Genomic DNA, 24,767 nt, shown 5'->3' on the forward strand with positions numbered 1-24,767 from the left:
CAGACCCCACCATTTTTTGACATGCGTAAAAAATCATCCACCCCGAATCGCGGTTTTCGCGTCGCCGATCAGATCCAGCGCGATCTGACGGAGCTGATCGCGCGCGAACTCAAAGACCCGCGGGTCGGGATGGTGACCGTGCAGGCCGTCGAGGTGACGGCCGACTATGCGCATGCCAAGGTGTTTTTCAGTGTGCTTGTCGGCGACCCGAAAGAGTGCGAAGAAGCGCTCAACCAGGCCGCCGGTTTCCTGCGCAACGGCCTGTTCAAGCGGTTGATGACGCACACCGTGCCGACGCTGCATTTCCACTTCGACCGCACGACCGAACGTGCGGCCGACATGAACGCCTTGATTGCCAAGGCGGTTTCTTCCCGCGCCCAAGACGACTGAGTTCGCGCCGTTCCCCTTGATGACAGGTTCAGGGACAACGGTGCCAACGACGCGCCCGGGCCAGCCCGGGCGTTGAGCCTGTCGGAATTTATGACGCAAACCTCTTCTCATCGCCAGAAAATCCAGCGACGTCCCGTGCATGGCGTGCTGCTGCTCGACAAGCCGCTGGGCCTGTCGAGCAATCAGGCCTTGCAGAAGGCCAAATGGCTGCTGCGCGCCGACAAGGCCGGCCACACCGGAACGCTTGATCCGCTGGCCACCGGCGTATTGCCGTTGTGCTTTGGCGCGGCCACCAAGTTCAGCCAGATCCAGCTCGACGCCGACAAGACATATGAAGCGGTGCTGCTGCTGGGCCAGAAAACCACCACGGCCGATGCCGAAGGCGACGTGATTGAAACCCGGCCCGTGCCCGAGATCACACCAGCCTTGCTGGAGTCGCTGACGGACCGTTTCACCGGCCCGCAGGCACAGGTTCCGCCCATGTACTCGGCACTCAAAAAAGACGGTAAGGCGTTGTACGAATACGCCCGCAAGGGGCAAGAGGTGGAGCGGGAAGCCCGCCACATCACGATTTTCAAACTGACTATGGCTGTGGCCCAGGACAGCCGTGCGCAAGCCGCTATCAAAATCATAGTGACCTGCAGCAAGGGTACCTATATCCGCACGCTCGGTGAAGACATTGGCGAAGCCATTGGCTGCGGTGCGCATCTCGGATCGCTCAGGCGGCTGGAGACCGGCGGCTACACGGCGCAGCAGTGCGTGACCTTGCCGGCCCTGGAAGCCATGACCGAGCCCGAGCGCGAAGCCTGCCTGCTGCCGGCGCAGTCGCTGGTGTCGGCGTACCCGTCTGTCACATTGGACGCCGACAATGCAGGGCGGTTTTTAAGTGGTTTGCGCCGCCGGGGTGAACCCGGGCAGTGGGGCGCCGATGCGCCGCTGGTGCAGGTCTATGGCACCGAGCCGCCGGCGTTCCTGGGCTCGGCCCATGTCACGGCCGACGAATTGATTCCGCAGCGTTTGCTGAGCCCGATTGAAATACAGGACATTTTGCAAGCCGCCTCCAAGGCCACCGTGCCGGCCGAACGTTCCGCACCCGATTTCGCTGCCGCGCCCACAGGCGTTGCGGCTTCTTCTTTCCAACATTAACCCGTACCGTTTCGAGTCTTCCTGAAAGCCAACCATGAGCCATAACCAAATCCGCAATATCGCCATCATCGCCCACGTTGACCATGGCAAAACCACCATGGTTGACCAGCTGCTGCGTCAGTCCGGCACCTTTGCCGAGCACGAAAAAGTGGTCGACACCGTGATGGACAACAACGCCATCGAAAAAGAACGCGGCATCACCATCCTGGCCAAGAACTGCGCCGTGACCTGGGAAGGCACGCACATCAACATCGTCGACACCCCGGGCCACGCCGACTTCGGCGGTGAAGTGGAGCGCGCGCTGTCCATGGTCGACGGTGTGGTGCTGCTGATCGATGCGCAGGAAGGCCCCATGCCCCAGACGCGTTTTGTGACCAAGAAGGCCCTGGCCCTGGGCCTCAAGCCTATCGTGGTGGTCAACAAGGTCGACAAACCGGGCGCCAATCCCGACAAGGTCATCAACGCCGCTTTCGACCTGTTCGACAAGCTGGGCGCCACCGACGAGCAGCTCGATTTCCCGGTGGTGTACGCCTCCGGCATCAACGGATGGTCCTCGCTCGAAGAAGGCCCGCCGAACGAGCAGTGGGGCCCCGACATGTCGGCGCTCTTCAACACCATCCTGAAGCATGTGCCTGCGCAAAAGGGCGACCCTGCCGCGCCGCTGCAGCTGCAGATTTCCGCTCTCGACTTTTCGACCTTCGTCGGCCGCATCGGCGTCGGCCGCATCAGCCAGGGCACGATCAGGCCCATGATGGACGTGGTGGTCATGGAAGGCCCGGACGGCAAGGCCGTCAAAGGCCGCGTCAACCAGGTGCTGACCTTCCAGGGCCTCGAACGCGTGCAGGCCACAGAAGCCGGCCCGGGCGAAATCGTGCTGATCAACGGCATTACCGACATCGGTATCGGCGTGACGATCACGGACCCGACCAACCCCGCGCCGCTGCCCATGCTCAAGGTTGATGAACCGACCCTGACCATGAACTTCTGCGTCAACACCAGCCCGCTGGCCGGCCGCGAAGGCAAGTACGTCACCAGCCGCCAGATCTGGGACCGCCTGCAAAAGGAACTGCAGCACAACGTGGCCCTGCGCGTCAGCGAAACCGACGAAGAAGGTATCTTTGAAGTCATGGGCCGGGGCGAGTTGCACCTGACCATCCTGCTGGAAAACATGCGCCGCGAAGGTTTCGAAATGGCCGTGTCCAAGCCGCGTGTCGTGATGAAGGAAGTCAACGGTGAAAAGCACGAGCCTATCGAGCTGGTCACCGCCGACATCGAAGACCAGCACCAGGGCGGCGTGATGCAGGCGCTGGGCGAGCGCAAGGGCGAGCTGGTGAACATGGAGCCGGACGGCCGTGGCCGCGTGCGCCTTGAGTACCGCATCCCGGCGCGTGGCCTGATCGGCTTTACCAACGAGTTCCTGAACTTGACCCGTGGTTCCGGCCTGATTTCCAACATCTTCGACAGCTACGAAGCGCACAAGGGCGAAATCGGCGGCCGTAAAAACGGCGTGCTGATCTCCATGGACGACGGTGAAATCTTCACCTACGCCCTGGGCAAGCTGGACGACCGCGGCCGCATGTTTGTGCGCGCCAATGACCCGGTGTATGAAGGCATGATCGTCGGCATCCACAGCCGCGACAACGACCTCGTCGTTAACGCCACGCGTACCAAGCAGCTGACCAACTTCCGCGTCAGCGGCAAGGAAGACGCGATCAAGATCACGCCGCCTATCGAGCTCACGCTCGAATACGGGGTCGAGTTCATCGAGGACGACGAGCTGGTTGAAATCACGCCCAAGTCCGTCCGCCTGCGCAAGCGCCACCTCAAAGAGAGCGATCGCAAGCGCGCAGGCAGGTCTTGAAGAGCCCCCACGCTTTTCACTTCGTGTAATGCGCTGCCCCCCGAGGGGGCCGTTGCGCCTGCGGCCCGGCAAAGCCGGTTCCGCGGCCCCTGCTGGTATGAGACAGGGACTCGCCGGGCAGCGGGGTGAATCGCTTGAAATCAGGCCGCTGTGTGTGCAAGCTCCAGCGGCCTTTTTGACTTTTTATATTCGTATAACAGCCTGAATTGATTGCACGCCTATGAAACTCACGCATTCCAAAGCTGTCGTCCTGATGATTTTCGTGACCCTGATGTGGTCGATTGCGGGTGTGGTCACGCGTCACCTGGAGTCGGCACGCAGTTTTGAGGTCACGTTCTGGCGCAGCTTTTTCACGGTGGTCTCTTTGCTGGTGATCTTGCCGCTGTGGCAGGGCAGGGCGGTGTTCACCAAAATCCGCAACGGTGGCTCGGCGCTCTGGATTTCCGGTTTCTGCTGGAGCGTGATGTTCACGGCTTTCATGGTGGCGCTGACGCTCACCACGGTGGCCAATGTGCTGGTGACGATGGCGGTCAGCCCTTTCATCACGGCTTTGCTGGCGCGCGCGTTTATCGGCCACCGTATTCCGGGCCGCACCTGGCTGGCGATTGCCATGGCGGGTGCCGGTATTGCCTGGATGTACGGCGGGCAGATGGACCTTTCCAGTCACCTGGGCGGAACGCTGGTCGCCTTGATGGTGCCGCTGGCGAGCGCCAGCAACTGGACCGTGGTGCAGCACAGCCGTGCCCACGGCAAGAACATCGACCTGGTGCCTGCCGTGCTGGTGGGGGCGGTGATCTCAACGTTGGCCACCTTGCCCTTGTCGTTCCCGTTTTCCGCCACGCCACATGACGTCGGCCTGCTGGCCTTGCTGGGTCTGGTTCAGTTGGCCATCCCGTGCGTGCTGTCGGTGATGTGTGCCGGCGTTCTCAAGGCGCCGGAAGTCGCCCTGCTGGCGCTGTTGGAAGTGATTTTTGGTATTTTGCTGGCCTGGTTTGGCGCGGGTGAAGTACCTGGCCCGAGTGTGCTGACCGGCGGCGCGCTGGTGATAGGTGCGCTGGTGGTCAATGAACTGGTTGGATGGAGGCAGCGGGCATGAATACCGTCAGCAGAAACGATGTGCTGGTCGAGCGGCGCGGCAGCGCCGGGCTCATCACCCTGAACCGCCCCAAGGCGCTCAATGCGCTGTCGCTGGCCATGATCCGGGACCTGTCCGCCGCCTTGCTGGCCTGGCGTGACGACCCTGAGGTTCATGTGGTGGCGGTACGCGGCACCAACAAGAAGGGCCAGCCCGGCACGCCCGAAAGCCTCTTCGGCGGTTTTTGCGCGGGGGGCGACATCCGCTTCTTCCACCAGGCGGTTTTCGCGGGCGATTCTGCGCTGGAGGACTTCTTCACCGAGGAATATGCCCTCAACCACCTGATTCACAACTATCCAAAGCCCTACATCGCCTTTATGGACGGCGTGGTCATGGGCGGCGGTATGGGAATCAGCCAGGGCGCCAAGGTGCGCATCGTCACCGAGCACACCAAGATGGCCATGCCGGAAACAAACATTGGCCTGTTTCCGGACGTAGGCGGCGGCTACTTCCTGAGCCGCTGCCCGGGCCACGCCGGCGAGTACCTGGCACTCACGGGTGATGTGATTGGCGCGGACGACGCCATCGGCTACGGCCTGGCCGACGTGAAGCTGGATGCCGCCCGCCTGCCGGCGCTTTGGGACGCCCTGGGCAGCCGGACTTTCGCTTCAGCCGCTGAGGCCGAGCAGTGGATTGCTACTGAATTGATAGCTGGTTGCGCCCGTCCTCTGTTGGCTACCGGCCATTTTGATGCCTACTTTTCCTTGCCGAGGGTCAAGCACATCGTGGATGCGCTGGAAGCTTCAACCGACCCCTGGGCGCTGAAGACGGCCGCCACCTTGCGCAAGCGTTCGCCGCTGATGCTGCATGTGACACTGGAGCAGATCCGCCGTGCCCGCACCATGACACTGGCCGACGACCTGCGCATGGAGCGTGACATGGTGTACCAATGCTTTCACCTGCGCCCGGGCGCGGCCAGCGAAACCGTCGAAGGCATACGTGCGCTGGCCGTTGACAAGGACTACAAGCCGCAGTGGATGCCCGCGCGCATCGAAGACGTGAAGCCCGGCATGGCCGATGCTTTTTTTGTCAGCCCCTGGACAGCGGACGAACACCCGCTGCGCGAGCTCTGAGTCGTTTGCTCAGGGACGGGCGACGTGCCAGGCATTCATGACGTTGTCGCCGGTCTTGTCCCCGGGCTTGGCGTCCTTGACCCAGTAGTACAGCGGCTTGCCCTTTATCGCCCACTGCCGGCTGCCATCATCACGGGTGATGATGGTGTAGTCGCCCAGCGGCTGGGCTGTCGCAGTGGGCACCAGGGGCGGCCAGTTGGCCGCGCATTGGCTATTGCAGACCGACTTGCCGCTACCGGCGGTGTCGCGGTCGAAGGTGTAAAGCGTCATGCCGTTGGGCCCGACCAGCACGCCATCGGCGACGGTAGCGGGATGTTTTGATGTCGTGGAAGCGCAGCCGCCCAGCAGGGCGGCGGTCAACAAGGCGGTCGTCAGGAATTTCATGGAAAAGCTCCGGTGAATAACAGCGGATGGCTGCACAAGCATAAACACCGGCAAATCCGGGCTTACTCGAAACATACTTCCACGATTTCCGGAGAAGGGCAAGCGGCGGATGCCGCGTTTTGGAGCAAGCCCTAGCGATTGCGCGACTTCATCGCGCGCTCAACCTCGCGCTTGCCTTCGCGGTCCTTGATAGTGTCGCGCTTGTCATGTTCGCCCTTGCCCTTGGCCAGGCCGATCTCGCATTTCACCTTGCCGGCTTTCCAGTGCATGTTCAGCGGCACCAGGGTGAAACCCTTTTGCTCGACCTTGCCGATCAGGCGGCGGATTTCTTCCTTGTGCATCAACAGCTTCTTGGTGCGCACCGAGTCAGGGCGCACGTGGGTAGACGCCGTGCCCAGCGGGTTGATCTGGCAGCCGATGATGAAGAGTTCGCCATTGCGAATGACGACATAGCCGTCGGTGAGCTGGACCTTGCCTTCGCGCAGGGATTTCACTTCCCAGCCTTCGAGCACCATGCCCGCCTCAAAGCGCTCTTCAATCTGGTAATTGAAAAGCGCTTTTTTATTGTCGGCAATGCGCACGGCGGCCGCCGCTGCCTTGGGTGAGAGATTGGCAGAGGGCGTTGCGGCCGTTTTTTTGGAGGAGGATGCTTCTTTGGTGGCCATGGATAAAAGGTAAGGGCGAAATCTGAAAAGTACAGAGCCCGCGAAGTGGCTAATACAATTGCGCCCAGCCCTCGATTGTATGAAAACCGTTCACAAGTCCGTTTTAATCTGGTACAGCGCCGCCGAAATGTTTGGGCTGGTCACTGATGTCGCAAGGTATCCCGAGTTTCTCCCTTGGTGTGACCAGGCCGCTGTGCTGGAGGAAGATGCGCGCGGCATGACAGCGAAGGTCGGCATCTCGTTGGCCGGGCTGACGCAAAGCTTCACTACCCGCAATACACACGAAAAAAACCGGAAAGTCAGCCTGAAACTGGTCGATGGCCCGTTTTCAAAGCTCGACGGCCACTGGGATTTCACGCCTGTCGGCAAGGCCGATGAAAGAGCCTGCAAGGTGGACTTCACGCTGCGTTATGACTTTGACAACGCCGCGCTGGCGGCACTGGTCGGTCCCGTTTTCGAAAAAATAGCGGGAAGCCTGGTGGATGCCTTTGTCAAAAGGGCTGAAGACGTCTATGGCGAAGCCTGAGGGCGGCGCGCCGCTCAAAGTCACCTTGGTCTATTCAGCGGCGCCGCGGCAGGTTCGCGAGTGGGCGCTGGAGCTGGCAGCGGGCACAACGGTGGCGCAGGCGCTTGCTGCGGCCGGGGTTTTGGATGAATTCCCGGAGTTGCAGCAGGGCGGCCGCCCGGTCGTCGGTATCTGGGGCCGTAAAACCACCTTGGGGCATGCGCTGCATGACCATGACAGGGTTGAGGTCTACCGCGGTCTTCGGGTGGATCCAAAGGTTGCGCGCCGCGAACGTTTCAGCCGGCAGGGCGCCAAAAGCGCGGGGCTGTTCGCTAAAAAAAGAGCGGGGGCGAAAGCCGGATACTAGCCGTGGCCGCCAGCGATGTTTGGCGAACACCGCAGAAGCTGTTTGTTATTTGCAGCTGCTATCAATGGCTTCCTGGACGCGCTTGACTTCGGCTGCGCGCTTCGTATCGTCCATACCTTCCCGTTCACCTTTGCCATTGACGGCAGTGATGCGTACGCCCGATTGCAATGTCGCCATGTTGCGCTTTGCATTGTCACAATTTTCGGCCTTGGCTTTGGCTATTTTCTCTTCTTCGGCCTTCTTCTTGGCGGCTTCTTCTGTCTCAGCCTGCTTCTTCTTGGCCTCAAGGTCCTTGTCCTTGCCGGACAACAGTCTGGGCGCGCTGGCTTTACCTGCTGGCGCAGACGCTGCCGGGGCAGCCGGATCGGCTGCGCTGGGAGCGGGATCAGCGGCTGCTGCCGTTCGCGCCATGCCACCTGGTCGCTTCAGGATGTTTTTTTCCAGAATGTCGGCGGGCGGCGAACGGTCGCTATAGACCTTGCGCCCGTCTTTATCGATCCACTGCCATTGGGCGAACGCTGTCAGCGAAAATGACCCGCAGGCGAGCGCCAGCAGGAGGGGGCGAAAAACGGATTGGAAGTGCATTTCGTGAGTGTAGCGCTGTGCTGTCCGGTTTTCGTGTGGCCGGCGGGTAAAGCGGCTTTTTTACAACCACTTGGCAGACAGGGACGAAGGCTGTGAAGGGCTGCTAGGGGTAAGTACCGACGGCGTGTGACGACAAGGGTACAATCGTATTTTTGGAGCCATCCCTATGCGCCTACTCGGCAAAGCGCTCACCTTCGACGACGTATTGTTGGTGCCAGCGTTCTCCCAGGTCCTGCCCAAGGACACTTCACTTTCCACCCAGTTCTCCCGAAATATCCGCCTGAACCTGCCGCTTGTGTCGGCAGCCATGGACACGGTCACCGAAGCCCGGCTGGCCATTGCCATTGCGCAGGAAGGCGGCATCGGCATTGTTCACAAAAACCTGACGCCCCAGCAGCAGGCAGCCGAGGTTGCAAAGGTCAAGCGTTACGAAAGCGGCGTGCTGCGCGACCCGGTGGTCATCACCCCCACGCATACCGTGCGCCAGGTCATGGCGCTCAGCGAGCAACTCGGCATTTCCGGCTTTCCCGTGATTGATGGGGGCAAGGTCGTCGGCATCGTCACCGGGCGCGACATGCGCTTCGAATCCCGCATGGATGTGCCGGTCAGCACCATCATGACACCGCGCGAGCGCCTGATCACCATTTCTGAAACCGCTTCATTGGCCGACGCCAAGGCCTTGTTGAACAAACACCGCCTCGAACGTGTGCTGCTGATTAACGACGATTTCGAGCTCAAGGGCCTGATCACCGTCAAGGACATCACCAAACAGACCACCTTTCCGAATGCCGCGCGTGACTTGCACGGCAAGCTGCGCGTGGGTGCCGCTGTCGGGGTGGGTGAGGGCACCGAAGAACGCGTCGAGGCGCTGGTCAAAGCCGGCGTCGACGCCATTGTGGTGGACACCGCCCACGGCCACAGCAAAGGCGTGCTCGACCGGGTGCGCTGGGTCAAGCAGAACTATCCCCAAGTTGATGTGATTGGCGGCAACATCGCCACCGGCGCCGCGGCACTGGCGCTGGTGGAAGCCGGCGCTGACGGCGTCAAGGTCGGCATCGGCCCCGGCAGCATTTGCACCACCCGCATCGTTGCTGGTGTGGGCGTGCCGCAGATCATGGCCATCGACAACGTCGCCACGGCTTTGCGCGGCACCGGCGTTCCGCTGATCGGCGACGGCGGCATCCGCTACAGCGGCGACATCGCCAAGGCCATCGCGGCCGGCGCCAACACGGTGATGATGGGCGGCATGTTCGCCGGCACTGAAGAAGCCCCGGGTGAAGTGATCCTGTTCCAGGGCCGCAGCTACAAGAGCTACCGCGGCATGGGCAGCATAGGCGCCATGCAGCAAGGCAGCGCCGACCGCTACTTCCAGGAGTCAAGCACCGGCAACCCGAACGCCGACAAGCTGGTCCCCGAAGGCATTGAAGGCCGCGTCCCCTACAAAGGCTCCATGGTCGCCATCGTGTTCCAGATGGCCGGCGGCCTGCGGGCCAGCATGGGCTACTGCGGTTGTCCCACCATCGAGGACATGCGTGACAAGGCCGAGTTCGTGGAAATCACTTCTGCAGGCATCCGTGAAAGCCATGTCCACGACGTGCAGATTACCAAGGAAGCGCCGAACTACCGGGCTGATTGAGCCTGAAAGCGGCCTGAGGCGTCTGATGAACCAGACGCCTTTTTCTTTTTTTGCCTTGGAGTAACACCCTCATGCAGCACCAGAAAATACTCATTCTTGATTTCGGCTCCCAGGTCACCCAGCTGATTGCCCGCCGCGTGCGCGATGCTCACGTGTTCTGCGAAGTCCACCCCTGCGACGTCAGCGATGACTGGGTCCGCGAATACGCCAAAGATGGCACGCTCAAGGGCATCATCCTGTCAGGCAGCCATGCCAGCATTTACGAAGAAACCACCGATAAGGCACCGCAAGCGGTGTTTGAGTTGGGCTTGCCGGTGCTGGGCATCTGCTACGGCATGCAAGCCATGGCGCACCAGTTGGGCGGTAAGGTCGAAGGCGGCCACAAGCGCGAATTCGGCTCCGCCGACGTGCGCGCCCGCGGCCACACGGCGCTGCTCAAAGACATTGCCGACTACACCACGCCCGAAGGCCAGGGCATGCTCGATGTCTGGATGAGCCACGGCGACAAGGTCACTGAAATGCCGCCGGGCTTCAAGCTCATGGCCTCCACCGATTCCTGCCCCATTGCGGGCATGGCCGATGAAGACCGCCGTTTCTACGCGGTGCAGTTCCACCCCGAAGTCACCCACACCAAGCAGGGCAACGCCATCCTCAAGCGCTTCGTGCTCGATATTTGCGGCACCCGCCAGGACTGGGTCATGGGCGATTACATCAGCGAGGCGGTCGAGAAAATTCGCGCGCAAGTGGGCGACGAAGAGGTCATTCTGGGCCTCTCCGGTGGTGTTGACTCCTCAGTGGCTGCGGCGCTGATCCACCGCGCTATCGGCGACCAGCTGACCTGCGTGTTCGTCGACCATGGCCTGCTTCGCCTGAACGAGGGCGACATGGTCATGGAGATGTTTGTCGGCAAGCTGCACGCCAACGTGATCCGTGTCGATGCAAGCGACCAGTTCCTCGGCCACCTGGCAGGCGTCAGCGAACCCGAAGCCAAGCGCAAGATCATCGGCCGCGAGTTCGTTGAGGTGTTCAAGGCCGAAGCGGCCCGACTCAAGGCCGGCACCGGCGGCCACAAGGGCGCCAAATGGCTGGCCCAGGGCACGATTTACCCCGACGTGATCGAATCCGGCGGCGCCAAAAGCAAAAAAGCCGTCACCATCAAGAGCCATCACAACGTCGGCGGCCTGCCTGAGCAACTGGGTCTCAAGCTGCTCGAACCTTTGCGCGAGTTGTTCAAGGACGAAGTCCGCGAGCTGGGCGTCGCGCTTGGGTTGCCGCACGACATGGTGTACCGCCATCCGTTTCCCGGCCCCGGCTTGGGCGTGCGCATCCTGGGCGAAGTCAAGAAAGAATATGCAGACCTGCTGCGCCGTGCCGACGCAATCTTCATCGAAGAGCTGCGCAACTTCAAGGATGCCGCGACGGGTAAAACCTGGTACGACCTCACCAGCCAGGCCTTCACCGTCTTCCTGCCAGTCAAAAGCGTGGGCGTGATGGGCGACGGCCGGACTTACGACTACGTGGTGGCCCTGCGCGCGGTGCAAACCAGCGACTTCATGACGGCCGACTGGGCCGAGTTGCCCTACGCGTTGCTCAAAAAGGTCTCGGGCCGCATCATCAACGAAGTGCGGGGCATCAACCGCGTGACCTATGACGTCAGCAGCAAGCCGCCAGCGACGATTGAGTGGGAATGACTGGAGTAGAGGCCTGAGCCATGCCCGGGCAATCCGCTTTACCCGGCTTTGACGATGCGCCGGCACCGACGGACCGGCTGTTTTTCGCGCTCTTTCCTGATGCTGAGACCGCTGAGCGCATTGCGCAGTGTGCCCGGCAATTGCGCACAGAACACGGTCTGCATGGAACGCCGCTGAAAACCGAACGTTTTCACATCACGCTGCATCATCTGGGCGATTACGTCGGCCTGCCCCAGGGGGTCGTCGAGATGGCAAGCCGGGCCGCTGCAGCGGTCGAGGCGGCACCGTTTTCTGTCACCTTTAACCGGGCCACGAGTTTCGCCAGTTCTCCGCGCAACCGGCCTTTTGTCCTGCGCGGTGACGCCGGCCTTGCCGACCTGATGGCGTTCCAGCGGGCGCTGGGCATTGAGATGACCAAGGCTGGGCTGGGGCGCTGGGCGAAACCGGCCTACACGCCCCATGTCACCTTGCTCTATGACGACCGCGCGGTGGCCGAACAAGCGGTTGAGCCCATCACCTGGACGGCCGGCGAGTTTGTCCTTGTGCGCAGCCTGATCGGCCAGACGCTGCACGTTGCACTGGTCCGCTGGCCATTGCGCCCCTGAGCCCACGGGAACGGATTCCGGGGAAATTTCCGACGGGTCAAGCCGCCGCCAAATCCAGTTTTTGGCCTATGCTTCAGGCCATGTACATGCCGCCCCAATTCAAAGGCGACCGCGCAAAGGCTGCGGCGCTGATCCAGGAACACCCCTTTGCCAGCTTGATCAGTGTCGATGAGGCCGGTCTTCCGTATGTCACGCATTTGCCGCTGCATCTGGAAGATCGCGGCGATCAGCTGGTGCTGCTGGGCCATGTGGCCAAGCCCAATGCGCACTGGCGCTACCTGCAGACACGACCGCAGGCCGTGGCTACGTTTCTCGGGCCTCACGCCTACCTGTCGCCCAAGGTCTACCCGGACCTGGCGCGGGTGCCGACCTGGAACTATCTGGCCGTGCATTGCACCGTCCAGGCCACGCTGATCGAAGATCCCCTGGCAAAAGACCGCCTGCTTAAAAAGCTGATTGGCGACCATGAGCCACCTTACGCCGAGCAATGGCGTGGTCTGGGCGAAGAGTTTGCCCACAAGATGCTGGCCGGCATTGTGGCTTTTGAATTGCAGGTGACCGATCTTCAGTGCAAGGTCAAGATCAACCAGCACAGGCCCGAGTCCCACGCGGCGATGAAGGCCATGTACGCCGCCGGAAACGAAAACGAGCGCGGTCTGGCCAACTGGATGGCCCGCCTGGGCATTGCCGGCCCAAGCAACACATCAACGGAGGCTTGAAATGCGCGCCATGTTCAGCATCGTGAGCCTGTTGGTCGTGTTGGCCATCGTGGGGTTCCTGGTCAAGAAGCAGTTGGGCAGCCAGCTGGCCAGCCCACCGGCGGCTGGCGTGCCCGCAGTCTCTGGCGGCGCCACGCCGCAAGAACAAAGCCGGCAAGTGCAGCAGCAGGTCAAACAGTCCGTGGAAAGCCTGATGCAGCAGCCCCGGCCGTCGCAGGACGACAAGTAATTTAAGAGGAAAAAGGCTGTAGCCATTGCAGGACGAGCGCAAGCAGCTATTAAAATAATAGCAAATGAATGACATCTCCTTCATGCAGCAGGCGCTTGCGCAGGCCCGCCAGGCAGCCGCGTCGGGTGAAGTGCCTGTGGGCGCGGTGGTGGTGCGGCGTGGCGAGGTCATTGCCACAGGCCGTAACGCCCCGGTGGACGGGCACGACCCGACGGCCCACGCCGAGATCGTGGCGTTGCGTGCGGCGGCTCAGGCGCTGGGTAACTACAGGCTGGACGATTGCGAACTGTTTGTCACGCTGGAACCCTGCGCCATGTGCAGCGGCGCCATGCTGCATGCCCGGCTCAAACGCGTGGTGTTTGGCGCGACCGACCCGAAGACCGGCGCCGCCGGTTCGGTCATCGACCTGTTTGCCGAGTCCCGGCTGAACCACCAGACCCAACTGCAGGGCGGGGTGCTGGCTGCGGAATGCAGCGCACTGCTGCAGGAGTTCTTTCGCCGGCGCAGGGATGAGCAGCGCGAGGCATCGCGGCTGGCCCATCCGCTGCGCGAGGATGCATTGCGCACGCCCGACGCCGCGTTTGATGCCCTGCCGGGCTATCCCTGGCCGCCCCGTTATGTGAGCGACCTGCCGGCGCTGCAGGGGCTGCGCATGCATTACCTCGACGAAGGCGGCGGTGAGAACAAAGTGGGGGGAGGCGGCCTGACCTTTCTGTGCCTGCACGGCAACCCGGCCTGGAGCTACCTCTATCGCAAGATGATCCCGCCGCTGCTGCAGGCCGGGCACCGCGTTGTAGCTCCGGACATGGTCGGGTTTGGCAAAAGCGACAAGCCCAAGAAGGACAGCTTTCATAGCTTCACCGCCCATCGCCAGATACTGCTCGAGTTGGTAGAAAAACTGGATCTGCAGAACGTCGTGCTTGTGGTGCAGGACTGGGGCGGTTTGCTGGGCCTGACGCTGCCGATGGTCGTGCCGCATCGCTACAAAGGCCTGCTGGTCATGAGCACCATGCTGGGCACCGGGGATGCTCCCTTGCCTGCAGGCTTTGTGGCCTGGCGCGAGATGTGCGCCAGGAACCCCGGGTTTGATGTGGCGCGCCTTTTTGCGCGTGGCAATCCGCAGATGAGTCCCGCAGAGTGCGCGGCCTACAACGCGCCGTTTCCGGACAAAGGTCATCGCGCCGCGCTGCGCGCGTTCCCGCCCATGGTGCCGGATGCACCTGATGCCGACGGCGCCGCCATTTCACGCCTGGCGCGCGCCTTCTGGCACAACGACTGGACCGGCCGGACCTTGATGGTGGTGGGTGCGCAGGACCCGGTGCTGGGCCCGCCCGTCATGAAGGAGCTGCAAGCCCTGATCCGCGGTTGCGGCGAGCCCTTGATGCTGCCGCGGGCCGGCCACTTTGTGCAAGAGCACGGTGAGCCGATTGCGCAGCAAGCAGTGCGGTTTTTCAGTCCGCCAGCTTGAAGACCGGTAAATGCCAGCCCAGGAAGATGGCGCTCAGCCGCAGCGCCGCCACGGCCACCAGCCCAATGCCGAACGCCCAGGAGGGTCTCAGGCCCAAGGTCTTCAGAGCCAGGTACAGCACAATTCCGGCAATCGCCGCGCTGGCATAAATGTCCTGTCGCAGCAGCAGGGGGATCTGGTTGCTGCAGATGTCGCGCATCACGCCGCCGGCCACACCGGTCATGGTGCCCATCAACACCACGATGATGGGCGACAGCCGCGCTGCCTCGGCCAGCTGCGCACCTGAAAGGGCAAACAGGGCCAGGCCGAAGGCATCGGCCACCAGCAGGGCCTGCGCAGGAATCGGCAGGAGCTGTACATACAGCACTGTGCCCAGTGCCGCCGCGCAGATCACCAGCAGGTAGGTGGGGTTGGCCATCCAGAACACCGGGTGCCGGTTCATCAGCAAGTCCCGCAGGGTGCCTCCGCCGATGGCCGTCAGCGAGGCCAGGACCAGCACGCCCAGCAAATCAAGCTGCAGGCGTCCTGCCGCCAGTGCGCCACTCACTGAAAACACGGCAACGCCGAAGAGGTCAAGCAGGTAAAGGAACATGGTTGACCCGTTTATACCTGCTGCTATCCGCGGCAGGGAAGGGGCGAAGGTCTTCGCGGGATGGGATACTTGCATCCGTGAAAAAACATATCTACATCTATTCCCCTTCCAGCGCGGTGCGCGACAAAGCAGCTTTCAAGCGTGGCGTGAAGCGCCTCGAGTCCCAGGGGCATGAAGTTGAAATCGATACCGATGCACTGGCGCAGCATCAGCGTTTTGCCGGCGACGACGAAACCCGGCTTGCCTCTATTCACCGTGCGGCAGCCAGTGGGGCCGACATCGCCCTGATCTCCCGCGGCGGCTACGGCCTCACCCGCATCCTGCCGAAGATCAACTACAAGGCGGTCGCCAAAGCTGCTGCCGGAGGCACGCGTTTTGTGGGCCTGAGCGACTTCACGGCCTTTCAGATGGCCATGCTGGCCAAAACCGGCGCGATGACCTGGGCGGGCCCCTCGCTGGACGACTTTGGCGCGGAAGCACCTGACGACATCATGGAAGCCTGCTTTGACGACCTGATCACGGGGCAGGGTGAAGGCACCGGCTGGCAGCTGCCCAAGTTTGCTATGAATTTAATAGCTGCTTCCGCCCGTGGTGAAAAGGCTGGAGCCGGATTCACCATTAAAGACGCGGTATTCTGGGGTGGTAACCTCGCCATCCTGTCTGCGCTGGTGGGAACGCCTTATCTGCCGGCCGTCAAAGGCGGCATCCTGTTTGTTGAGGATGTCGGCGAACACCCTTATCGGGTGGAGCGCATGCTCACGCAGCTGTTGCAAGCCGGCATTCTGGCGCAGCAGAAGGCGATCGTTTTTGGCCAGTTCACCAACTACAAGCTGGCGCCGAACGACAAGGGCTTCAAGCTGGATACCGTCATTGCCTGGCTTCAGGGTCAGGTGAAGGCACGCGTCTTGACCGGCCTGCCGTTCGGCCACGTGCCAACCAAGGTCCTGCTGCCTGTGGGCTGCAAAACTACCCTGGTGGTAGAAGACCGGGATGCTTTCCTGCTCTGGGGCCATCAGCACTAGCCGACGTTAAAACGCCGGCCCCCGCTGAGCCTGTCTGCCGGTGGCGGTGTTCAGGGCAAAAAAAAACCAGCACGAAGCTGGTTTAAAAATAGCCTTGGAGGCCAGGAAGAAAACGGAAAAAACAGGCGGAAAAAGCGAAAAAACTGAAAGCTGGAAGGTCAGGTTGTCAGGGGGCTGGACCGGGAACTGAGGCCGCGTGGCAGCATGCCCTTGAATTTGTCGCTGATACGGCTGACTTTTTCGCGGGCAACTGTTTCGCCATGCATGGCAGCAAGCACCGCCATGATGTCGCCGCGGGTGTACCACAGGCCTTGAACATCCTGGGCGTAGCGCACGCGGCGCGTGATCTTGGGGTAGTGCTTTTCACCAAACTCGCCAAGCTCATCCAGGATGAATTGGCGGATTTCTTCGGTGCGGTCTTCCAGAACGGAAGCAGTGACTTCACCAGTGCCCAGCAAAGCCATGAAACTGCTTTTCAGATTCGGTTTTAACCAGCGCATGTGTCTCACAACTTTCTACCGGGCATCCGTAGGGTATTTGTTCACGTTCCCGAGGAACGGTTTGTTCTGTTAGATTAAGACTGCGGCGGTTCATTTGCAAGACGTTTTGTGTGAAATGGTTAACGCAAAACAACAAATGAATCAAGGAGTTAGTAACTAGATGTCAAGTCGATTCTGGTATTGAACAGTGTTTAAATCTTTAGACTTACACTAAGTTTCAGCTGTAGACAAAAGTCACCCTTCCACCATTCGCTCAATTTTTCAGCCCCAGCCAGACCCCACATGAACACCACAATGACCGCCTATCCCGCGCATTACATCAACGGCCAATGGGTTAAAGCCCAGTCTTCGGAGACCCTTCCTGTCCACGATTCCAGCACCGAAGAGGTGATGGCAACCGTGCCATCCGGTACCGTCGGGGAGGCAGAAGCTGCGGTATTGGCGGCCCGGGCTGCGTTTGACGGATGGTCTGCGTTGTCCGTCGAGACGCGCGCTGCTTACCTGGATAAAGTGGCCGCCGGCATCAAGGCCCGCACCGAAGACCTGGCCGTGGCCATTGCGCGCGAGGTGGGCATGCCCCTGAAGATGGCCCGGGCCGTCCAGGTAGGAGGGCCCGCATGGCACTGGGGAAACTTTGCCAAGGTGGCCCGCCAGTTCGAATGGGAAAAGCAGGTCGGCAACTCGCTCGTGGTACGCGAGCCGATCGGTGTCGTGGGGTGCATCACGCCCTGGAATTTCCCGCTCAGCCAGATCACACTCAAGATCGCCCCCGCCATGGCGGCAGGTTGCACCGTGGTGCTCAAGCCCAGCGAAATCGCCCCGGTCAACGCCATGATCCTGGCTGAAATCATTCATGAGGCCGGCCTGCCGCCCGGCGTGTTCAACCTGGTCAACGGTGTCGGCCCCGTGGTGGGCGAGGTGCTGGCAACGCATCCCGAAGTCGATATGCTGAGCTTTACCGGCTCTACCCGGGCAGGCAAACGTGTGAGCGAACTGGCCAGCCAGTCGGTCAAGCGGGTAGCGCTCGAGCTTGGCGGCAAGTCGGCCAGCGTCATCCTGGACGATGCCAATTTCGAAGCTGCGGTCAAAGGCACCGTGTCGGCCTGCATGCTCAACAGCGGCCAGACCTGTTCGGCCCATACCCGCATGCTGGTGCCGGCCGGGCGTTATGAGGAAGCCAAGGCGCTCGCACAGGCAGCTGTCGCGAAATTCAGTATTGGCCCCAGCCTGGAGGAAACCAGCAAGCTCGGACCGCTGGTCAGTGCAGCCCAGCGCGACCGTGTCCTGGGTTTCATCCGCACCGGCATTGAAGAAGGTGCGGACGTGATTGCCGGTGGCGCCGGCGCGCCTGACTTTGCCAAAGGCTACTTTGTTCAGCCCACCATCCTGGGGATCAAGGCAACTGACACGCTGGCACAGGAAGAAATTTTCGGCCCGGTCCTGGTCGTTATTTCCTACAACGATGAGGACGAGGCTGTGGCAATCGCCAATAGCACCATTTACGGTCTTGGCGGGGCGGTATGGGGCGGCACAGACGAACGGGCCATGAAAGTGGCGCGCCGCCTGCGCACCGGGCAGGTCGATATCAATGGCGGGCCTTTCAATGGTCAGGCGCCGTTTGGTGGCTACAAACAATCGGGTAATGGCCGTGAAAACGGCGTTTATGGTTTTGAAGAATTTCTGGAATTCAAGGCCATCCAGCTAAAAACCGCCGTGGCTTGAGCCGCTTGGTTCAACGCTGCCGATTGATGGAAGATTAAAACATTTAGTTACAGTTGCGGGTCTCGACGCGCAATTTCTTCTTGTCGTAATCATGCTTATGTTTTAATTACACAAGATAGCTACAAGCAGTTACATAGACCGTATGGCAGAAGTCACCGTCGTTTTTGCCGATCTCACCGGAAGCACCGGGGTTTTTGAATCGCTGGGCAATGCCAAGGCAACTCAGGCCATCACACGTTTGACGCAGTGGATAGGCAAGGTCAGCGTGGCCTATCGCGGCCACGTTGTGAAATACCTCGGCGACGGTGTGCTGGTGGTGTTTCCAGACAATGCGGACGCCGTTGACGCCGTAACCGAACTGCAGCGGGTTCACCGCGACCGTATCCGGAACTGGCCCGAGCACCTCAAGATGCGGTTGCAGCTGGGTGTTGCCCGCGGAGAAATTGTCGAGCAGGATGGTGACTGCTTCGGCGACGCTGTCAATGTGGCCTCCCGGTTGAGTGACCTGTCGGGCCCGGACCAGATACTCGCGACCGAAGCCGTCATCGAAAAGCTGCCAGCCGACACACTCGTACGCTCCCGAAATCTTGGCGCCATGGACATTCGTGGCCGCACCGAAGCCTGCCTGGTCCACCGCATCGAATGGCAGGCAGAGGTCATGACCGAATCATTTACCGTACCTTCCAGCCTGACGGCGCACTCGGCCCCGCAGCCCCTGGCTCTGGCGTCGATCGAGTTGTGCTGGCTGGACATCAATACCGAGTTCGCCTCGGGTGAGCTGCCGATTTTCCTGGGACGAGACCACGACGCGCAATTTGTGGTTCAAGATCCGCGCGTTTCCCGCAGGCACGCCAGAATTGAATGGCGTGCCGGCAAGTTTTACCTTGAAGATGTCAGCAGTTACGGCACTTGGGTGCGATTTTCCGACAGCGCAGCTGTCGTGGCATTGCGCCGGCAGGAATGTGTGTTGCTGCAAGAGGGTGAGATTGCTCTGGGCGCTCCCTTTGAAGACTTCACGGTGCCTACCGTCAGTTTCAAGTTTGCTGACGGCAAAGTCCATCTTCAAACAAAATAGCGTCTTGCTGGCAGGGGCCGACGCAGTTCTGCCTGGAATGCCAACTGCTCATCGCCATGGGCACCTGGCTGCACTATCCGTATCACCCGATGGAACATGATGGTCTGGTTCAAACGCATTTCTGCTGCGCTGCTGGTGTTGCTGCTGATCGCCGCCACCGTGGCGGGTTTCTATATTTACCGGACCTTCCCGGCACTCGACGGTGAACTCCAGGCCACGGGCTTGCGTGGCTCCGTATCGGTTGCCCGTGACACCGCGGATGTCACCCACATCAAGGCTCAGTCGCCCCACGACGCCTGGTTTGCCCTAGGTTATGTCCACGCACAGGAGCGTGGCTGGCAGCTTGAGTTCAACCGGCGGGTCATGCACGGTGAACTGTCCGAGGTGTTTGGCCCGGCCACACTTGAAACCGACAGGTTGCTGCGCACCCTGGGTGTTGTGCAGGCCGCCGAGCGCCAATGGCAGAACCTGCCGGCCGAGGGGCGCGATGCGATGCAGGCCTACAGCGATGGTATCAATGCTTTTTATCAGGGCTCTTCGCAGGCGCTGTCTCCCGAGTTCCATATCGTGGGCGTCAAACCCGGAGGCCTTTCCGGCAAAGCCTGGTCTCCCACTGACAGCGTCGCATGGTCGCTGATGATGGCGCTGGACCTGGGGGGCAACTGGGGCACCGAGTTCGCGCGCCTGTCGGCGGCCCGGCTGCTGAAGCCCGCAGAACTCCAGCAGTTGTTTCCGCCTTACCCAGGCGAACAGCCTGCCTCGAAAGTGGACTTTGCCAAGCTGTATGCGGGCTTGGGCGTGTACCGGTCTGATCTTCCGGATGCTACGAAAAAGATAGCTGCTGGCGCTGGTAAATCAAGGGCTGGAGGCCTGTTTGATCAGAAACCTTCGCCATTAAACGTCATTGCGCTGGCCTCTGACATCAACGACTGGGCTTTGGCGCTCGGCGACGTGGGAGGTAAAGGTTCCAATAACTGGGTTGTGGCGGGCTCTCACACCAGCACCGGCAAGCCGTTGCTCGCCAACGATCCGCATCTGGGACTTTCGGCGCCGGCGGTCTGGTATTTCGCGCGGCTGCAGGCACCTGAAGGCAAGACAGCCAACGGCGTGAGCGCGCCTGGGCTGGACGTGATTGGCGCGACATTGCCTGGCTTGCCCTTTGTGGTGATGGGGCATACCGGGAAGGTGGCCTGGGGCTTCACCAACACCGCCCCGGATGTGCAGGACTTGTACCTGGAGCAGATTAATCCTGCCAATGCGCAGCAGTACCGCGTACCCCATGCTGGCGGCGCAAACGCCGACACGGCCTGGGAGGACTTCAAGGTTCGTAGCGAGACGATCAAGGTGAAGGGTCAACCCGATGTGGTGCTCAATGTGCGAGAAAGCCGCCACGGCCCCGTTCTCAGCGATGTCCAGAAGTCGCACGCCGACCTGCTTGATATCCGCAAATATGTGATCGCGTTGCGCTGGAGTGCCCTGGATGCCGACAACCAGACCGTGCTGGCAGGCCTGCGCGCCAACCGGGCACAGTCTGCCCAGGAGTTGCTTGCGGCATTTTCGGCCTATCACTCGCCCATGCAAAACGTCGTGACCGCGGATGTCTTCGGCCAAACCGGTTTCAAGGCGGTCGGCAAGGTACCGCTGCGAAAACCCGATAACGACATCCTCGGGACCGCGCCGTCCCCCGGGTGGGAGGCGCGCTACGACTGGGCAGGCTGGGTGCCTTATGCGCAGACGCCCGAGGCCGCCAATCCGGCGATTGAGGCCAAGGGCTGGTGGTCTACGGCGAACCAGCGCATTACGCCACCTGCTTATCCCTTCTTCATCGGGCAGGACTGGACCGTGCCTTACCGCTACAACCGCATTGAACAGTTGCTGGCTGCCACACCCAGGCACACCATGGAGTCCATGCAAAAAATACAGGGTGACCAGTACTCGGCGGCCACGGTGCGGCTCTTGCCTTTCCTGCAGGAAACGCTGTCGCAGTCTTTCGCCCATCCGTTGGCAGAAGCAGTACGCCGCAAGATGGCGGGATTTGACGGGACCATGCGCGCCGACCAGGCGGAACCTCTGGTGTTTGCCGCCTGGGTAGACGAGCTGACACGGGGCACCATCGGTGCAAAACTGGGTGAGCCCACGTTCAAGGCCCTTTACGGCAAGCGCCATTTCAGGAGCACGCTGGAAGACATTCTCGAGCGTAACGACACCGGATGGTGCGGCACCGCTGGTTGTGCGGCGCAGTCTGCTGCTGCGCTGAACCGGGCGCTGGATCGCCTCCAGGCAGCCTATGGGAACGACGTAGAGGCCTGGAGCTGGGGCAGGGCGCACTTCGCGCTGTCTGCCCACAAGCCATTTGGCAACGTGCCCTGGCTCGCTCAGTTCTTTGATGTCCGCGTTCCCACCGGTGGCGATACCTTTACCGTCAACGTGGGGCAGTACTGGGCGACCGGGGACGCGACGCCTTTCGCCAACAGGCAGGCCGCTTCTTTGCGGGCCGTGTATGACCTCGCAGACCTGGAGAACTCACGCTTCATTTACCAAACGGGGCAAAGCGGCCTTGTGTTTTCCGGACGCTATCGCGACATGAAGGAGCGCTGGGCCGCAGTGCAATACCGGCCGTTGCAGATGAACCCGTCAACCTACGTGCACCGGCTCACGCTGAATCCCTGAAGGGCTTTGAAGTCTCACGCCGGGATGGCGTCGACATTCAGCCGGTCCCAGTGGCGATGCTGGGCGATGGCTGTCATGAAGTCTTGGGAAACCTGCCCCTCAGTCACTTTGCGTGCATCGGCTATCAGGACTCCCGGCGTCGGCACGTGGATCAGCTCCGGGTCTTTGCCCAGACTGAAACCCAGGGTGCTTAACAGCTGGGCGCCGTCGTTGATGGCGCAAATCGTTTTGCAATGCTTGTAGGCCTCCAGCACGAAATGCACAGCTTCGCCCATGGCGGCCAGGGTGCCTATGCTGTCGCCTCCCCCGGGGATCAGCACTGCGTCGAACATCACGGAGGGCATATTCGTGAAAGTATGGTCCACCGCAAGCTGCCGGCCGGACGAAGTGCTGACTGTGCCGAGGTGTGGCGCGACGAGTTTGCACAGCGCACCAGCGTCCAGGAGGTCTTGCTGGATGCGCTTGAGGGCTGCGGCTTCGACGCCGTCCGCTACCAGGATGGCCACTTTGCGTGTCTTGACGCTGCCGCCGGTGCGGCCCACCATGCGCAATGCCGGGTCTTCCTCGATCTTGCTGGTGATGCGGTAGTCCCGGAAACCCAGCCTGCCGGATGCGGCCTTGGGATCCGGCGGATTGATGCCCAGCGGGGTTGCCACACGGGTTGCCAGTTTCAGGTCCACATGGGCCAGGTTGTCCACCATGCGCTGGCGGATTTCAGGGACCTCCACCTTGGAGAGCTCAAACCGGAATGCCGCAACGATATGGTCTTTTTCCACCGCGCTCTGGCTGTTCCAGAACAGTGCCGCCTGGGAGAAATGGTCGTCGAATGAAGGGCTGCGGCGCCTGATTTTGGGTGGCTCTACCTGGTCTGGGTATGACTGGAAGCCATGCGCTCCGCCATCGATCCTGAACTCTGTCCCATTGCCCAGCGTATTGGGCTCATACGCTACCCGTCCTTTGCTGATCGCCTGGCGGTGCATGCCGTCCCGCTGGAAGTTGTGCATCGGGCAGACGGCGCGGTTGATCGGAATCTCGTGGAAATTGGCGCCGCCCAGGCGTGACAGCTGCGTGTCCGTGTAGGAAAAAAGGCGGCCCTGCAGCAGCGGGTCATTGGAAAAATCGATGCCCGGCACCAGGTGGCCAGGGTGGAATGCCACCTGCTCGGTTTCAGCAAAGAAATTGTCGGGATTACGGTTCAACACCATCTTCCCGATGATCTGCACGGGCACCTGTTCTTCCGGGATCAGTTTGGTCGGGTCCAGGATGTCGAACCCCAGCTCGTCCTCCTTGCCTTCGTCCACGATTTGAACGCCCAGCTCCCATTCGGGAAAATTGCCGCTTTCGATGGCCTCCCACAGGTCGCGCCGGTGAAAGTCAGCGTCTTTGCCGGCAATCTTCTGGGCTTCATCCCATGCCAGTCCGTGAACGCCGAGCTTGGGTTTCCAGTGAAACTTCACAAAGTGCGAATCGCCACGGGCATTGATAAAACGAAATGCATGGACACCGAAGCCCTCCATCATGCGGAGGCTGCGCGGTATGGCGCGGTCTGACATGGCCCACATCAGCATGTGTGTGGTTTCGGGCATCAGCGAAGCAAAATCCCAGAAGGTGTCGTGGGCACTGGCCGCCTGGGGCATTTCATGGTGCGGCTCCGGCTTGACTGCATGGATCAGGTCCGGAAACTTGATGGCATCCTGGATAAAGAAAACGGGAATGTTGTTGCCGACGAGGTCGTAATTTCCCTCGGAGGTGTAAAACTTCACGGCAAACCCGCGCACGTCACGCACAGTATCCGCCGAGCCCCTGGAGCCGGCCACGGTAGAAAACCGCACAAATACCGGCGTTTCCACGTCCGGGTCCTGGAGAAAGGCGGCGCTGGTGTATTGGACCATCGACTTGTAGGGTTTGAAGTACCCATGTGCAGCGGAGCCTCGTGCATGGACAGCGCGTTCCGGAATGCGTTCGTGGTCGAAATGGGTGATTTTTTCGCGAAGGATGAAATCCTCCAGCAGGGTAGGGCCACGCACGCCCGCCTTCAGCGAGTTATGGTTGTCCGGAATCTGCAGGCCCTGGTTGGTGGTCAGGGCCGCGGCCGGGCCGGTGGAGAACCCCTCAAGCTGCGACTTTTTGTCTTTTGCACCTTCCGCATTTCGGCCAGGGTTGATAGCGTTGCGCTTGGATGGCGGCATGAAAAGTCTTTCTTCTTAAAAGATGGCGTCAGGGGCGGGTGAAAGGAGGGTGCGCCTGGGGCTTTTGGTAGCAGGCGGGCCGGCGGTTTGGCCGGCGCAATATGGCCGTCACGTATCGAGCAAACCTTCCAGCCCCTTCACGCAGGCCAGCAGTGCCAGTGCGGCAACGGTGCCGGCCAGGCACCAGCCCATGAGTTCCTGAAATGCGTCAGCAAGGCCATCGGGCAACAGCATTGAACACAAAAACAGGCTTGCTGCGCAGACCAGTGCGGTGAGAAATGCATGGACGAGGTCGATATCCCGGGGGCTTGCATGAATTCGCCAGGCGGTGAGCAATCCTGCTGCCATGCCTGCCAAAAGTCCGCCCATCAGTTTCATGGTGATTCCCCGTGTGGTTTGCGCTCCACCGGTTGTGTCCCGGTGTCGTTGTCTGGTGCATAGACCATACGGGCCGGCAGATCCATATTCGGTAGCCGGATGCCGGTGCACCCTGTAAGGCCTTTCTTCTCCTTGCGTAAGACATGGCTTACCGTTTTAG

General features: G+C 61.1%; 24 protein-coding genes. 17 read left to right on the plus strand and 7 right to left on the minus strand.

The window, feature by feature from the left end; all coding sequences use genetic code 11:
- The first annotated feature begins 21 nt into the window (after positions 1–21).
- From rbfA to AC1DZE_RS17305, 5 genes are all read left to right on the plus strand, one after another.
- A complete protein-coding gene (gene rbfA / locus AC1DZE_RS17285; protein ID WP_457282766.1) occupies positions 22–390 on the plus strand; it encodes a 30S ribosome-binding factor RbfA in 369 nt (122 codons plus the stop codon).
- A gap of 90 nt (positions 391–480) precedes the next feature.
- The gene (gene truB, locus AC1DZE_RS17290; RefSeq protein ID WP_477671650.1) at positions 481–1,536 is read left to right on the plus strand and encodes a tRNA pseudouridine(55) synthase TruB; all 1,056 of its coding nucleotides are present in this window, start codon (positions 481–483) and stop codon (positions 1,534–1,536) included.
- A 34-nt stretch (positions 1,537–1,570) separates the two neighbouring features.
- Positions 1,571–3,397: a translational GTPase TypA gene (gene typA, locus AC1DZE_RS17295; RefSeq protein WP_477671649.1), complete on the plus strand. Its 1,827-nt coding sequence runs from the start codon at positions 1,571–1,573 to the stop codon at positions 3,395–3,397.
- 220 nt (positions 3,398–3,617) lie between these two features.
- The gene (locus AC1DZE_RS17300; protein ID WP_477671648.1) at positions 3,618–4,493 is read left to right on the plus strand and encodes a DMT family transporter; all 876 of its coding nucleotides are present in this window, start codon (positions 3,618–3,620) and stop codon (positions 4,491–4,493) included.
- Positions 4,490–5,605: an enoyl-CoA hydratase/isomerase family protein gene (locus tag AC1DZE_RS17305; protein ID WP_477674348.1), complete on the plus strand. Its 1,116-nt coding sequence runs from the start codon at positions 4,490–4,492 to the stop codon at positions 5,603–5,605. The genes AC1DZE_RS17300 and AC1DZE_RS17305 overlap by 4 nt, the downstream gene beginning before the upstream one ends.
- Positions 5,606–5,614: 9 nt before the next feature.
- On the opposite strand, the gene AC1DZE_RS17310 is transcribed toward AC1DZE_RS17305, so the two are convergent.
- On the minus strand, positions 5,615–5,989 hold the full coding sequence (locus AC1DZE_RS17310) for a COG4315 family predicted lipoprotein (protein ID WP_477671646.1): 375 nt from the start codon (positions 5,987–5,989) through the stop codon (positions 5,615–5,617).
- A 131-nt stretch (positions 5,990–6,120) separates the two neighbouring features.
- Positions 6,121–6,654 carry an SsrA-binding protein SmpB gene (gene smpB / locus AC1DZE_RS17315; RefSeq protein ID WP_457282772.1) on the minus strand — a complete coding sequence of 178 codons (534 nt, stop codon included), beginning with the start codon at positions 6,652–6,654 and terminating at the stop codon, positions 6,121–6,123.
- 79 nt (positions 6,655–6,733) lie between these two features.
- Between smpB and AC1DZE_RS17320 the strand changes: the two genes are divergently transcribed.
- Both AC1DZE_RS17320 and AC1DZE_RS17325 read left to right on the plus strand, forming a co-directional pair.
- A complete protein-coding gene (locus tag AC1DZE_RS17320; RefSeq protein ID WP_457282773.1) occupies positions 6,734–7,180 on the plus strand; it encodes a type II toxin-antitoxin system RatA family toxin in 447 nt (148 codons plus the stop codon).
- Positions 7,167–7,526 (plus strand): RnfH family protein, encoded by a 360-nt coding sequence (locus tag AC1DZE_RS17325; protein WP_477671645.1) that lies wholly within the window; start codon positions 7,167–7,169, stop codon positions 7,524–7,526. Before AC1DZE_RS17320 ends, AC1DZE_RS17325 begins: the two co-directional genes overlap by 14 nt.
- 45 nt (positions 7,527–7,571) lie before the next feature.
- Here AC1DZE_RS17325 and AC1DZE_RS17330 read toward each other — a convergent pair whose 3' ends face one another.
- Positions 7,572–8,111, minus strand: coding sequence for a DUF4124 domain-containing protein (locus AC1DZE_RS17330; protein ID WP_477671644.1), 540 nt, complete (start codon positions 8,109–8,111; stop codon positions 7,572–7,574).
- A 166-nt stretch (positions 8,112–8,277) separates the two neighbouring features.
- Between AC1DZE_RS17330 and guaB the strand changes: the two genes are divergently transcribed.
- The 6 genes from guaB (at position 8,278) to tadA (ending at position 14,459) form a co-directional block, all read left to right on the plus strand.
- Positions 8,278–9,747 (plus strand): IMP dehydrogenase, encoded by a 1,470-nt coding sequence (gene guaB / locus AC1DZE_RS17335; RefSeq protein ID WP_477649390.1) that lies wholly within the window; start codon positions 8,278–8,280, stop codon positions 9,745–9,747.
- 71 nt (positions 9,748–9,818) lie between these two features.
- Positions 9,819–11,438 carry a glutamine-hydrolyzing GMP synthase gene (guaA, locus tag AC1DZE_RS17340; protein WP_477671643.1) on the plus strand — a complete coding sequence of 540 codons (1,620 nt, stop codon included), beginning with the start codon at positions 9,819–9,821 and terminating at the stop codon, positions 11,436–11,438.
- Between the two features lie 20 nt (positions 11,439–11,458).
- Positions 11,459–12,043 (plus strand): 2'-5' RNA ligase family protein, encoded by a 585-nt coding sequence (locus tag AC1DZE_RS17345; protein WP_477673407.1) that lies wholly within the window; start codon positions 11,459–11,461, stop codon positions 12,041–12,043.
- An 80-nt stretch (positions 12,044–12,123) separates the two neighbouring features.
- A complete protein-coding gene (locus AC1DZE_RS17350; RefSeq protein ID WP_477673413.1) occupies positions 12,124–12,762 on the plus strand; it encodes an FMN-binding negative transcriptional regulator in 639 nt (212 codons plus the stop codon).
- 1 nt (position 12,763) lies between these two features.
- Positions 12,764–12,991: a hypothetical protein gene (locus AC1DZE_RS17355; protein ID WP_477673408.1), complete on the plus strand. Its 228-nt coding sequence runs from the start codon at positions 12,764–12,766 to the stop codon at positions 12,989–12,991.
- Positions 12,992–13,055: 64 nt separating this feature from the next.
- Positions 13,056–14,459, plus strand: coding sequence for a tRNA adenosine(34) deaminase TadA (tadA, locus tag AC1DZE_RS17360; protein ID WP_477673409.1), 1,404 nt, complete (start codon positions 13,056–13,058; stop codon positions 14,457–14,459).
- Here the strand turns inward: tadA and AC1DZE_RS17365 are convergent.
- Positions 14,443–15,051 carry a trimeric intracellular cation channel family protein gene (locus AC1DZE_RS17365; RefSeq protein ID WP_477673410.1) on the minus strand — a complete coding sequence of 203 codons (609 nt, stop codon included), beginning with the start codon at positions 15,049–15,051 and terminating at the stop codon, positions 14,443–14,445. The genes tadA and AC1DZE_RS17365 overlap by 17 nt on opposite strands.
- A 77-nt stretch (positions 15,052–15,128) precedes the next feature.
- Between AC1DZE_RS17365 and AC1DZE_RS17370 the strand changes: the two genes are divergently transcribed.
- The gene (locus AC1DZE_RS17370) at positions 15,129–16,073 is read left to right on the plus strand and encodes an LD-carboxypeptidase (protein WP_477673411.1); all 945 of its coding nucleotides are present in this window, start codon (positions 15,129–15,131) and stop codon (positions 16,071–16,073) included.
- A gap of 158 nt (positions 16,074–16,231) precedes the next feature.
- On the opposite strand, the gene AC1DZE_RS17375 is transcribed toward AC1DZE_RS17370, so the two are convergent.
- Positions 16,232–16,573 carry a hypothetical protein gene (locus AC1DZE_RS17375; RefSeq protein WP_457282784.1) on the minus strand — a complete coding sequence of 114 codons (342 nt, stop codon included), beginning with the start codon at positions 16,571–16,573 and terminating at the stop codon, positions 16,232–16,234.
- Between the two features lie 282 nt (positions 16,574–16,855).
- On the opposite strand from AC1DZE_RS17375, the gene AC1DZE_RS17380 reads away from it, so the two are divergent.
- The 3 genes from AC1DZE_RS17380 (at position 16,856) to AC1DZE_RS17390 (ending at position 22,040) form a co-directional block, all read left to right on the plus strand.
- Complete coding sequence (locus AC1DZE_RS17380) at positions 16,856–18,295, plus strand: aldehyde dehydrogenase family protein (protein ID WP_477700351.1); 1,440 nt, start codon at positions 16,856–16,858, stop codon at positions 18,293–18,295.
- Positions 18,296–18,437: 142 nt separating this feature from the next.
- Positions 18,438–19,370, plus strand: coding sequence for an FHA domain-containing protein (locus AC1DZE_RS17385; RefSeq protein WP_457282786.1), 933 nt, complete (start codon positions 18,438–18,440; stop codon positions 19,368–19,370).
- A 99-nt stretch (positions 19,371–19,469) separates the two neighbouring features.
- The gene (locus AC1DZE_RS17390) at positions 19,470–22,040 is read left to right on the plus strand and encodes a penicillin acylase family protein (RefSeq protein ID WP_477700381.1); all 2,571 of its coding nucleotides are present in this window, start codon (positions 19,470–19,472) and stop codon (positions 22,038–22,040) included.
- Positions 22,041–22,054: 14 nt separating this feature from the next.
- Here AC1DZE_RS17390 and katE read toward each other — a convergent pair whose 3' ends face one another.
- Together katE and AC1DZE_RS17400 are read right to left on the minus strand one after the other, a co-directional pair.
- The gene (katE, locus tag AC1DZE_RS17395; protein WP_477673323.1) at positions 22,055–24,229 is read right to left on the minus strand and encodes a catalase HPII; all 2,175 of its coding nucleotides are present in this window, start codon (positions 24,227–24,229) and stop codon (positions 22,055–22,057) included.
- Positions 24,230–24,337: 108 nt separating this feature from the next.
- Positions 24,338–24,607 (minus strand): hypothetical protein, encoded by a 270-nt coding sequence (locus tag AC1DZE_RS17400; RefSeq protein WP_477671635.1) that lies wholly within the window; start codon positions 24,605–24,607, stop codon positions 24,338–24,340.
- Positions 24,608–24,767: the final 160 nt, after the last annotated feature.

The sequence above is a fragment of the Polaromonas sp. P1_F1 genome (genome assembly GCF_056405795.1).

What these genes read in the sequence shown, in the direction of transcription:
- AC1DZE_RS17325 (WP_477671645.1), top strand. Translation starts at nt 7,167, where the DNA reads ATGGCGAAGCCTGAGGGCGGCGCGCCGCTCAAAGTCACCTTGGTCTAT.
- AC1DZE_RS17380 (WP_477700351.1), top strand. Translation starts at nt 16,856, where the DNA reads ATGAACACCACAATGACCGCCTATCCCGCGCATTACATCAACGGCCAA.
- AC1DZE_RS17345 (WP_477673407.1), top strand. Translation starts at nt 11,459, where the DNA reads ATGCCCGGGCAATCCGCTTTACCCGGCTTTGACGATGCGCCGGCACCG.
- katE (WP_477673323.1), bottom strand. Translation starts at nt 24,229, where the DNA reads ATGCCGCCATCCAAGCGCAACGCTATCAACCCTGGCCGAAATGCGGAA.
- tadA (WP_477673409.1), top strand. Translation starts at nt 13,056, where the DNA reads ATGAATGACATCTCCTTCATGCAGCAGGCGCTTGCGCAGGCCCGCCAG.
- AC1DZE_RS17320 (WP_457282773.1), top strand. Translation starts at nt 6,734, where the DNA reads ATGAAAACCGTTCACAAGTCCGTTTTAATCTGGTACAGCGCCGCCGAA.
- truB (WP_477671650.1), top strand. Translation starts at nt 481, where the DNA reads ATGACGCAAACCTCTTCTCATCGCCAGAAAATCCAGCGACGTCCCGTG.
- AC1DZE_RS17310 (WP_477671646.1), bottom strand. Translation starts at nt 5,989, where the DNA reads ATGAAATTCCTGACGACCGCCTTGTTGACCGCCGCCCTGCTGGGCGGC.
- AC1DZE_RS17330 (WP_477671644.1), bottom strand. Translation starts at nt 8,111, where the DNA reads ATGCACTTCCAATCCGTTTTTCGCCCCCTCCTGCTGGCGCTCGCCTGC.
- AC1DZE_RS17400 (WP_477671635.1), bottom strand. Translation starts at nt 24,607, where the DNA reads ATGAAACTGATGGGCGGACTTTTGGCAGGCATGGCAGCAGGATTGCTC.
- typA (WP_477671649.1), top strand. Translation starts at nt 1,571, where the DNA reads ATGAGCCATAACCAAATCCGCAATATCGCCATCATCGCCCACGTTGAC.
- AC1DZE_RS17375 (WP_457282784.1), bottom strand. Translation starts at nt 16,573, where the DNA reads ATGCGCTGGTTAAAACCGAATCTGAAAAGCAGTTTCATGGCTTTGCTG.
- AC1DZE_RS17300 (WP_477671648.1), top strand. Translation starts at nt 3,618, where the DNA reads ATGAAACTCACGCATTCCAAAGCTGTCGTCCTGATGATTTTCGTGACC.
- AC1DZE_RS17390 (WP_477700381.1), top strand. Translation starts at nt 19,470, where the DNA reads ATGGTCTGGTTCAAACGCATTTCTGCTGCGCTGCTGGTGTTGCTGCTG.
- AC1DZE_RS17355 (WP_477673408.1), top strand. Translation starts at nt 12,764, where the DNA reads ATGCGCGCCATGTTCAGCATCGTGAGCCTGTTGGTCGTGTTGGCCATC.
- guaA (WP_477671643.1), top strand. Translation starts at nt 9,819, where the DNA reads ATGCAGCACCAGAAAATACTCATTCTTGATTTCGGCTCCCAGGTCACC.
- AC1DZE_RS17365 (WP_477673410.1), bottom strand. Translation starts at nt 15,051, where the DNA reads ATGTTCCTTTACCTGCTTGACCTCTTCGGCGTTGCCGTGTTTTCAGTG.
- AC1DZE_RS17305 (WP_477674348.1), top strand. Translation starts at nt 4,490, where the DNA reads ATGAATACCGTCAGCAGAAACGATGTGCTGGTCGAGCGGCGCGGCAGC.
- guaB (WP_477649390.1), top strand. Translation starts at nt 8,278, where the DNA reads ATGCGCCTACTCGGCAAAGCGCTCACCTTCGACGACGTATTGTTGGTG.
- rbfA (WP_457282766.1), top strand. Translation starts at nt 22, where the DNA reads ATGCGTAAAAAATCATCCACCCCGAATCGCGGTTTTCGCGTCGCCGAT.
- AC1DZE_RS17350 (WP_477673413.1), top strand. Translation starts at nt 12,124, where the DNA reads ATGTACATGCCGCCCCAATTCAAAGGCGACCGCGCAAAGGCTGCGGCG.
- smpB (WP_457282772.1), bottom strand. Translation starts at nt 6,654, where the DNA reads ATGGCCACCAAAGAAGCATCCTCCTCCAAAAAAACGGCCGCAACGCCC.
- AC1DZE_RS17385 (WP_457282786.1), top strand. Translation starts at nt 18,438, where the DNA reads ATGGCAGAAGTCACCGTCGTTTTTGCCGATCTCACCGGAAGCACCGGG.